Origin of the sequence: Sphingobium sufflavum, from assembly GCF_021403115.1 — a bacterium.
GTDB lineage: Bacteria > Pseudomonadota > Alphaproteobacteria > Sphingomonadales > Sphingomonadaceae > Sphingobium > Sphingobium sufflavum.
The window spans coordinates 93450-102995 of sequence record NZ_JAJSSH010000015.1 but is presented as its reverse complement, the minus strand read 5'-3'; the positions used below and the strand labels follow the sequence as shown (position 1 = coordinate 102995).

The window sequence follows — 9546 nt, the reverse complement described above, 5'->3', positions numbered from 1 at the left end:
GCGGTGGTGGCCGTCAACGACAATCGCAAGCGGGCGATGGGCCGCAAGGTGATCGCGGCGATGGGCGGCGATGTGCGCGGCAAGACGGTGGCGGTGCTGGGCCTGACGTTCAAGCCGAACACGGACGACATGCGCGACAGCCCGGCGATCGCGGTGGTGCAGACGTTGCAGGACGCAGGCGCCACGGTGCGCGCCTATGACCCCGAAGGCACGGAGCAGGCCAAGCTGGTGCTGAGCGACGTCCACTATTGCACCAACGCCTATGAGGCGATGGAGGGCGCGGACGGCCTGGTCATCGTGACCGAATGGGACGCGTTCCGCGCGCTCGACCTCGACCGGGCCAAGGCACTGCTCAGCCAGCCCATCCTGGTCGACCTGCGCAACGTCTACCCCAGAGACTTCGTCGAAAAGGCCGGATTTACCTATACGGCCGTCGGACGGTGACTAAGAAGGGCACGGTGCTGGTGACGGGCGCGGCAGGCTTCATCGGCCATGCCACCGCCCATCGCCTGCTCGACCGTGGCGAAACGGTGGTCGGCATCGACATCGTCAACGACTATTATGATCCTGCCCTGAAGGAGGCGCGGCTCGCCACGCTGACCGGGCGGGAGGGCTTCCGCTTTCACCGCATCGACATTGCGGACACCGATGGAGTCGCCCGCATCGTGCGCGATAACGGGGTGCGGCGCATCGTCCATCTCGCCGCACAGGCGGGCGTGCGCTACAGCCTGCAAAACCCCTTCGCTTATGAACGGTCCAATCTGGCGGGGCATCTCTCCCTGCTGGAGGCCAGCCGTCATGCCGAGCATTTTCAACATCTTGTCTATGCTTCTTCATCCTCTGTCTATGGTGACAGACCGATGGGCGGCGCCGGTTTTTCGGAGGATGAGCGGATCGACAAGCCCGTCTCTCTCTATGCCGCGACGAAGGCGGCGTGCGAACTGATGAGCCAGAGCTATGCCAGCCTCTATGGCTTTCCGCTGACCGGCCTGCGCTTTTTCACCGTCTATGGTCCGTGGGGCCGGCCCGACATGGCCTATTTCGGCTTTACGCAGAAAATCCTGCGCGGCGAGCCGATCGAAGTCTATGGCGAGGGCCGCATGGCGCGCGACTTCACCTATATCGACGATATCGTGGACGGCATCATCGGCGCGCTGGACCATCCCCCAGCCACCCATAACCATCGCATCCTGAACATCGGCGACAGTCGCCCGGTCGGGCTGATGGCCATGATCGAAGCGCTGGAGCGGGCCATCGGCCGCACGGCGGAAAAGATCATGCGCCCCATGCAACCCGGCGACGTAACCGCGACCTATGCCGACATATCCCGCCTCAACGCCCTGTGCGGCTATCATCCCAAGGTGATGCTGGAGGATGGCCTGCAACGGTTTGCGGCATGGTACCGGAATTTTTACGATAACTGACTAACACCTGCCACACCGGCAGTTTTCGACAAGAGTTTCCAGGAGGGTTTTTGTGACGATACGCAAAGCCGTGTTCCCCGTGGCAGGCCTCGGCACCCGGTTCCTGCCCGCAACCAAGGCGGTGCCCAAGGAAATGCTGCCCATCGTCGATCGCCCGCTGATCCAATATGCGGTGGACGAGGCGCTGGAGGCCGGGATCGAGACGATGATCTTCGTCACCGGCCGGGGCAAGATGGCGATCGAGGATCATTTCGACCTGGCCTATGAACTGGAGCGCACCCAGGCGGATCGCGGCAAGTCGGTCGCGGCGCTGGAGGGCACGCGCCTCACGCCCGGCAACGCCATCTTCATCCGCCAGCAGGAGCCGCGCGGTCTGGGCCATGCCATCTGGTGCGCGCGCGACGTCATCGGCGACGAGCCGTTCGCGATCATCCTGCCCGACGAATTCATGGTGGGCCAGCCGGGCGCGGGCTGCATGAAGCAGATGGTCGACGCTTATGACCGCACTGGCGGCAACCTGATCTGCGCGCTGGAAGTGCCGATCGAGGACACGCCCAGCTATGGCGTGCTCGACCCCGGCACGCGTGACGGCACGCTGACCGAGGTGAAGGGGCTGGTCGAAAAACCGGCGAAGGGCACCGCACCGTCCAACCTGATCGTCGCGGGCCGCTACATCCTCCAGCCGGAGGTGATGGACCTGCTCGCCACGCAGGAAGCGGGCGCGGGCGGCGAAGTGCAGCTGACCGACTCCATGGCCAAGCTGATCGGCAAGCAGCCTTTCCATGGCGTGACCTTCGACGGGGAACGCTATGACTGCGGATCGAAGCTGGGCTTCGCACAGGCCAATTTCGCACTCTCCTGCCGCGACGCGGCGATGGGCGACGAGTTGAAGCGGTGGGCGAAGGCGCTTCTTTAGGGCCGAACTACCGCCAATAGTTTCGTCATTGCGAGCGCAGCGAAGCAATCCATGGGGCGACGCAGTGGATTGCTCGCCATGACGATGCAAGGAAAAGTCATCCTGCCCTAAACCAGCCCAACCGATGCCCGGATCGAAACCGGCTCCAGCCCAAACCCCTCACCCCTTGCGCCGCGCATCCGCATTCTTCGTCCGCAGCGTCGCGGAGGCGGCCATGGGATCATCCGGCCAGGGGTGGCGCGGGTAGCGGCCCCGCATCTCCTTCGCCACATCCGCCCAGCTTCCGCGCCAGAAAGCGGGCAGATCGCGCGTCGTCTGGATGGGACGCCCGGCCGGGGAGGTCAGGCTGAGCACCAGCGGCACCCGCGCTTCCCCCACCAGCGGATGCTCCGCCACGCCGAACAGCGCCTGCACGCGCAGTTCCACGCGCGGGCCGCCCTCCGCGCCATAGTCTATGTCATGGTGGCTCCCCGCCGGGCTGACGAACTGGCGCGGCGCGATGCGCTCCACCCGCTTCTGCCCGTCCCAGCCCAACCGATTGTCCAGCATCTGCGACAAGGCGCCCGGATTGATCGCGGACAGCCGCCGCGCGCCCGCGGGCAGCACCTCCGGCAACCACGCCGCCACGCTCTCCCGCAGCGCCGCCTCGCCGATGCTCTCCTCCCCTGCATAGGACGCCCGCATCCGCAGTGACCGCGCGCCGTCCGGCCAGGGCAAGTCCTCCAGCCCCTGCGCCGCGATCCCCGCCGCCAGCGCCGCGACCACCGCGTCCCGGTCCGGCGCATCGTCATTGCCCGACGACAGGCGGATCGCGCCCAGCCGGCGCTCCCGCAACGCCTCCACCCCGCCGATCTCCGGCTTGAACCGCACCGTGCGATGATCCGCGATCCGGTCGGCGAACAGCGTCTCTATACGCCGCGCGTCGATGGGCGCGGCGGACAGGATGCGCGCGCCCGCCGCCGTCCCCTGCACCTCGCCGATCGCCAGCCACTCGGCCCGCGCCAGCGGCGACAGCGGGTCGAGGCGGAACGCCCGCCCGCCCGCGCTGATCCAGTCCGCGCCATCCGCACCGCGCCGTTTCGCCACCCGGTCGGGAAAGGCCAGCGACAGGCACAGCGCCACCGCATCGTCCCCCTCCTCGCCATCACGCCCGCCCGCCAGTTTCGCCCAACGCCGCGCGAGGCTTCGCGCCGCGTCCGCTCGCGCGCCCTTCTCCCGCCGCCACCGCTCGCGCCGGGTCGCCACGTCGATGTCGCTGCCGCCCAGCCCCCGCTCGGTCAGCAACGCCGCCACCTCCGCCGCCACACCCGCCATGCCCCGCTCGCCCGCCACCACCAGCATATGCGCCAGACGCGGATCGAGGGGCAGCGCGGCGACCGTGCGCCCATGCGCCGTCGCCCGCCCCTCCCCATCGAGAGCGCCGATTCCCTGTAAACGCCGTCCCGCCTCGGTCAGGGCCGCGACCGGCGGCGCATCCAGCCAGGGCAGCCCGGCGGGATCGGTCACGCCCCAGATCGCGCAATCCAGCAACAGGGATGACAGGTCGCTGCTCAAAATCTCCGGCGTGTCATAGGGGGGCAGGCCGCCGGTCGCCGCCGCCTCCCACAGGCGATAGGCGATGCCGGGCGCCTGCCGCCCCGCACGGCCCGCCCGCTGGATCGCGGCGGCGTTGCTCACCCGCTGCGTCACCAGTCGGGTCACGCCCGCCGCCACGTCATGCGTCGGGCGGCGCGACAGCCCGCTGTCGATCACGATCCGCACCCCGTCGATGGTCAGCGACGTCTCCGCAATGCTGGTGGCAAGGATGACCTTGCGCCGCCCGTCCGCCGATGGCCGCAACGCCACCCGCTGCTGCGCCGGTTCCAGCGATCCGTGCAGCCGGTGGAGCGCGAACGCCTCCGCCCGCCCCGCCAGCCGCTCGGCCGTCCGCTCGATCTCCCCCACGCCGGGCAGGAAAGCGAGGATGTCGCCCGCCGGTTCCTCCGCCAGCGCGCGAACGACCGCCGCCGCCACGCTATCCTCGATCCGCTGCGTCGCCACGCGCCCGATATGGCGATAGGCGACGGGATGGCTGCGCCCCTCGCTCTCCACGACCGAGGCATTGCCCATGAGCGTGGAAAAGCGCGTCCCGTCCAGCGTCGCGGACATGGCGACCAGCCGCAAATCGTCGCGCAATCCCCCCTGCGCGTCCAGCGCCAGCGCAAGGCCGAAATCCCCGTCCAGGCTGCGCTCATGCACCTCGTCGAACAGCACCGCCGACACGCCGTCCAGCGCCGGGTCATCCTGTATTCGGCGCAGGAACACGCCCTGCGTCACCACCAGCACCCGCGTCTTTGCCGACACCTTGCTGTCCAGTCGTGTGATATAGCCGACCGTTTCCCCGGCCTTCTCCCCCGCCATCTCCGCCATGCGCTCGGCGGCAGCGCGCGCCGCCAGCCTGCGTGGCGACAGCAGCCACACCTGACCGGTGCACCATGGCTGGTCCAGCAGGGCCGTCGCCACCCGCGTGGTCTTGCCCGCCCCCGGCGGCGCGACCAGCACCGCATTGGGCGCGGCGCGCAGCACCGCCAGCAGATCGGGCAGAACAGCGTCTATGGGGAGGGACATAGGGGTCATTGCACAGACATTCGCCCGGCCGGAGCCAAAAAAGAAGAGCGCCCCACCGCGTCGTGGCGAGCGCAGGCCAACATCACTCCGGCACCATCACTTGAGGCAGCTATCCAGCCCCTCGCGCCGCACCACGCCGATGCGCCGGGCGATGATATTGCCGTACCGCCGCGTAAAGCCCTTGGGCGCAATCGCCGCGCGCTTCTTGGGCAGGGGCAGGATCGCCGCCAGCCGCCCGGCCTCCGCCGGGGTCAGCCGGTCCGCACCATGGTTGAAGTATCGGATCGCCCCCGCCTCCACGCCATAGGTGCCGATCCCCGTCTCCGCGACGTTCAGATAGACCTCCATGATGCGCTCCTTACCCCACAGCGCCTCGATCAACAGGGTGAACCACGCCTCGAACGCCTTGCGCACATAGCCGCCACCCTGCCACAAGAAGACGTTCTTGGCGGTCTGCTGGCTGATCGTGGAGCCGCCCCGGATGCGCCCACCCTTCTCGTTAAAGCGGATCGCCTTGCTGATCGCATCCGCGTCGAAACCATGATGCTGGCAGAATTTGCTGTCCTCCGCCGCGATGGCCGCACGCGGCATGTTGGGGTCAATGTCGGACAGCGATGTCCAGTCCTTGGTGATACCATTGCCGTCGAAAAGCATGGTCAACGTCACCGGCACCGGCACGAACCGATACAGGATCACGAAGAACAGCGAGAGGGCGACGAAGCCGATAACGGTGCGCAGCGCGATACGCGCAATGCGCCCGCGCAACGGCGGCTTGACAGGGGAAGTGCGCTTGGTCCGGGCCATGCCCGCTGTTACCGCGCACGTCGGCGCGCGTCATCAGGATATTTGGGACGGGTCGTCACCCCGCGACGGGGATCGCACGCCCGCGACCCGGATCGCTGCGCCGCAGACACCTCTCGTTCCTACGCCAGCACCCCGTCAGCCCTTCGCCAGCCAGCGGATCGCCGCCATCGGATCGTCGAACAGGCGGCGGTTCCCCGCCGAAACCCTCGGCGAAACACTGATCCGCCGCAGGTCGACGGCCACCAGCGTCGCGACCCTGTCGCTCTCGTCATACAGGGCGGCGATCCGCGCCCGCAACAACGCCTCGACATCCGCTGGCTGCGCCACCGCCTCGCGCGTGTCCACAAAGACCCGTGCCCGCCCAAACTGCGCGCGAAATTGCTCCGCCAAAACAGCCAGATTGTCGAAGTGCCGGCCGACCATGTCCATGGTCCATAGGCCCTTGCCCTCGACATAGATGATGCCGCGCGCCCGATCTCCATCGGCCGCCAACGTTCCATCCGGTCCCCTGACGATGCCCCCCCGATCCACCCGTCAGCCTGTCGGCAGCAATCGGCGCTCGCCCGCGATCCGCATCATTGCCCGTTGCAGCTTCTCGAACGCCCGCACCTCGATCTGGCGCACCCTCTCGCGCGATACGCCATAGACCTGGCTGAGTTCCTCCAGCGTCTTGGGGTCTTCGGCCAGGCGGCGCTCAGTCAGAATATGGCGTTCCCGGTCGTTCAGGTCGTCCAGCGCGCTCGACAGCATGTCGTGGCGCACGTCCGCCTCCTGCGCCTCCGCGACGACCGTGTCCTGCAACGGACCCTCGTCGGCAAGCCAGTCCTGCCACTGCCCCTCGCCATCCTCGTTCATGGAGACGTTCAGCGAGGTATCGCCGCCCATCGCCATGCGGCGGTTCATGGACACGACATCATCCTCGGACACGCCCAGATGGGTCGCGATCTTGGTCACGTCGTCGGGGTGCAGGTCGCCGTCCTCGAACGCCTCGATATTGTTCTTCATCCGCCGCAGGTTGAAGAACAGCTTCTTCTGCGCCGCCGTGGTGCCCATTTTCACAAGGCTCCAGCTCCGCAGGATAAACTCCTGAATAGACGCGCGAATCCACCACATCGCATAGGTGGCGAGGCGGAAACCACGATCCGGCTCGAACTTCTTCACGCCCTGCATCAGGCCGATATTGCCCTCGGAAATCAGCTCGCTGACCGGCAGGCCATAACCGCGATAGCCCATGGCGATCTTAGCCACCAGCCGCAGGTGGGACGTGACGAGCTGCGCCGCCGCCTCCGAATCCTGATGCTCCTGATAGCGTTTGGCGAGCATATATTCCTGCTCCGGGGTCAGGAGCGGAAACTTCCTGATCTCCGACAGATAACGGTTCAAGCTGGCATCGGTGCCGAGCGCCGGTATCGTGGATGGAACATTGCTGCGGGCCATGATTCGCCTGCCTTCCCTTAAAAAAATGCGGCCTTTGGTCTAAGGTCGCCCTTGCTATACGTTAAGATGACTGAACAGTTCCTGCATGTCACGGGGCATCGGACTGTCAAAAATCAGGTCAGAGCCATCGACCGGGTGAATGAAGCCCAACCGTGCGGCATGCAGGGCCTGCCGTTCGAAGCCCAGTTGCTGCAACAGCTCGCGGTGGCGCGATTGCGACCGCGCATAGACCGGATCGCCCAGCAGCGGATGGCCCAGATGCGCCATATGGACGCGCACCTGATGCGTCCGCCCCGTTTCCAGCCGACATTCGACCAATGCGGAACCGTGCAGCTTCTGCACCACCTTATAATGGGTGACGGCATGTTTGCCACGCCCTTCGCGCTGCACCGCCATTTTCTTGCGATCCGCGTCGGACCGGCCGATCCATGTGTCCACCGTGCCCTTCGCAGTAGCGGGAAGTCCGTTGACCAACGCCTTGTAAACACGGCGAATACTATGATCCTTGAACTGGCGGGCCAGCCCCTCATGCGCGTGGTCGGTCTTGGCGACCACCATCAGGCCGGATGTGTCCTTGTCGATGCGATGGACGATGCCGGGGCGCGCGACGCCGCCGATACCGGACAGCTTGCCCCGGCAATGGCCCAACAACGCATTGACCAGCGTTCCGTCCAGATTGCCCGCCGCCGGATGCACCACCATCCCTGCCGCCTTGTCCACCACGATCAGATGATCGTCCTCATGCACGATGACGAGGGGGATGTCCTCCGGCTGCGCGTCGGCGGGGCGTGGGGCGGGTATGTCCACCGCGAAATGGCTGTCGGCGGCGACCTTCATCGACGGGTTGGTGGCCGCGCGGCCGCCTTTGACCAGCACATGCCCGCCTAGGATCAGCGCCTTGATCCGCTCGCGCGAAATGTCGGGCAGCAGGTCCGCCAGCGCACGGTCCAGCCGCATGCCCGACTGGGCATCGGTCATCCGCGCATCAATGTTGGTATCCCCCTGGCCCATCGGCTACGCATGTGGGCGTGAAGTTGCGCATATCAAGGGGCCTGCTGGACGGGATCGTTGCGCTGGCGTCCAAAACGCCGGGAGAGGAGGTGTGCGGCCTGCTGCTCGGCCTGCCACCCCTCGCTGCTGCCGCCCCAGCCACCGCTGCCGGGACCATCGAATCATTCCTCCCCGCGACCAATGTCGCGCCCGACCGCGCCCGCCACTTCGAAATCGACCCCGCCACCCTCATCCGCGCGCACCGCGCCGAACGGGACGGCGGCCCGGCCATCCTCGGCTGCTTCCACAGCCACCCCGGCGGCGATCCCACCCCCTCCGCTGAGGATGCGGCGCAGGCGGAGGCGAACGGCGCGCTCTGGCTGATCTGCGCCGGGCCGCCCTGGACCGCATCGCTCTGGAAAGCCGTGACGAATGGTGCGGTGCACGGCCGCTTCGATCCTGTCCCGATGATCGTCGACCCCGGCCCTTCCGCCCCCTGACAGGCGCGCCGCATAACCCCCGCATAATCCTTGCATCCCCGCGCCCGTCCCGGCATTAGCCAAAGGGAACCCAGCATGACAGGCGAGGACTATAGATGGCGGACGGCAACAGCATCGACTATGCGAGCCTGCTCTGCTCGCGCCTCTGCCACGACCTGCTCAACCCCGTGGGTGCGCTCAACAACGGCATCGAATTGCTGGCGGACGAGACGGACCCCGCGATGCGCGAACAGTGCATCGGCCTGCTGGGCGACAGCGCCCGCGTCTCCGCCGCCAAGCTGAAATATTACCGCCTCGCCTTCGGGTCTGCGGGCGGATATGGCGACACCCTGCCCGCGCATGAGGTGAAGGACGCGATCGAGGGCGTGTTCGCCAACACCGGCCGGGTCAAGATCGAATGGATCGTGGCGGAGGACAGCCTGCCGAAACTGGCGGCGAAGGTTCTGCTCAACCTCGCCCTCATCGCGGGCGAATCGCTGCCGCGCGGCGGCGTGCTGATGGTCGGGCTGGAACTGGTCGGCGGCGCGGTCGAGATCGCGGTTCGCGGCGAGGGTCCGCGCCTGACGCTGGACAAGGACATTCGCCGCGCGCTGGCGGGCACGCTCCCCGCGTCGGAAATCTCCTCCCGCACCGTCTCCGCCGCCATGAGCCGCCAGCTTGTCGCGGATCGCGGCGGCGAGATCATGCTGTCAGACCCGGAGCAGCCGCTCATCCTCTTCGGCGCCCATATCCCGGCCTGACCGCCCGCCCCGAACGCCACTTCAAACAATCCCCGCGCCCGATTTTCCGGGCCGGAACAATCTTCATCACCCTTTAACCACCTTTGGTCCACAACCCCCGTCAACTACGGATAGGGGATCTTTGCTCC

The 9546-nt window shown here is 67.0% G+C and carries 10 protein-coding genes; 5 read left to right on the top strand and 5 right to left on the bottom strand.

Translation table 11 applies throughout. From position 1 onward, the window contains the following. The 3 genes from LWE61_RS18355 to LWE61_RS18345 form a co-directional block, all read left to right on the top strand. Positions 1-444: UDP binding domain-containing protein (locus LWE61_RS18355; protein WP_326490667.1), on the top strand; the 444-nt coding region annotated here is incomplete at its 5' end. Further along, the gene (locus tag LWE61_RS18350) at positions 441-1424 is read left to right on the top strand and encodes an NAD-dependent epimerase/dehydratase family protein (RefSeq protein WP_234152105.1); all 984 of its coding nucleotides are present in this window, start codon (positions 441-443) and stop codon (positions 1422-1424) included. The genes LWE61_RS18355 and LWE61_RS18350, both read left to right, overlap by 4 nt. Positions 1425-1476: 52 nt before the next feature. Then, complete coding sequence (locus LWE61_RS18345; protein ID WP_234152104.1) at positions 1477-2340, top strand: UTP--glucose-1-phosphate uridylyltransferase; 864 nt, start codon at positions 1477-1479, stop codon at positions 2338-2340. Between the two features lie 159 nt (positions 2341-2499). On the opposite strand, the gene hrpB is transcribed toward LWE61_RS18345, so the two are convergent. The 5 genes from hrpB to LWE61_RS18320 form a co-directional block, all read right to left on the bottom strand. Beyond that, positions 2500-4956: an ATP-dependent helicase HrpB gene (hrpB, locus tag LWE61_RS18340; RefSeq protein WP_234152103.1), complete on the bottom strand. Its 2457-nt coding sequence runs from the start codon at positions 4954-4956 to the stop codon at positions 2500-2502. 87 nt (positions 4957-5043) lie between these two features. Beyond that, complete coding sequence (gene mtgA, locus LWE61_RS18335; protein ID WP_234152102.1) at positions 5044-5751, bottom strand: monofunctional biosynthetic peptidoglycan transglycosylase; 708 nt, start codon at positions 5749-5751, stop codon at positions 5044-5046. Positions 5752-5886: 135 nt separating this feature from the next. Continuing rightward, positions 5887-6243, bottom strand: a complete 357-nt coding sequence (locus tag LWE61_RS18330) for a hypothetical protein (RefSeq protein ID WP_234152101.1) — start codon at positions 6241-6243, stop codon at positions 5887-5889. A 42-nt stretch (positions 6244-6285) separates the two neighbouring features. Further along, positions 6286-7188 carry an RNA polymerase sigma factor RpoH gene (gene rpoH, locus LWE61_RS18325; RefSeq protein WP_267961890.1) on the bottom strand — a complete coding sequence of 301 codons (903 nt, stop codon included), beginning with the start codon at positions 7186-7188 and terminating at the stop codon, positions 6286-6288. A gap of 54 nt (positions 7189-7242) precedes the next feature. Beyond that, positions 7243-8199 (bottom strand): RluA family pseudouridine synthase, encoded by a 957-nt coding sequence (locus LWE61_RS18320; protein WP_234152100.1) that lies wholly within the window; start codon positions 8197-8199, stop codon positions 7243-7245. Between the two features lie 17 nt (positions 8200-8216). Between LWE61_RS18320 and LWE61_RS18315 the strand changes: the two genes are divergently transcribed. Both LWE61_RS18315 and LWE61_RS18310 read left to right on the top strand, forming a co-directional pair. After that, on the top strand, positions 8217-8678 hold the full coding sequence (locus LWE61_RS18315) for a Mov34/MPN/PAD-1 family protein (protein ID WP_234152099.1): 462 nt from the start codon (positions 8217-8219) through the stop codon (positions 8676-8678). A gap of 95 nt (positions 8679-8773) precedes the next feature. Next, entirely contained in the window at positions 8774-9418 is a 645-nt protein-coding gene (locus LWE61_RS18310; protein ID WP_234152098.1) for a histidine phosphotransferase family protein, read from the top strand. The last annotated feature ends 128 nt before the right edge of the window (positions 9419-9546 follow it).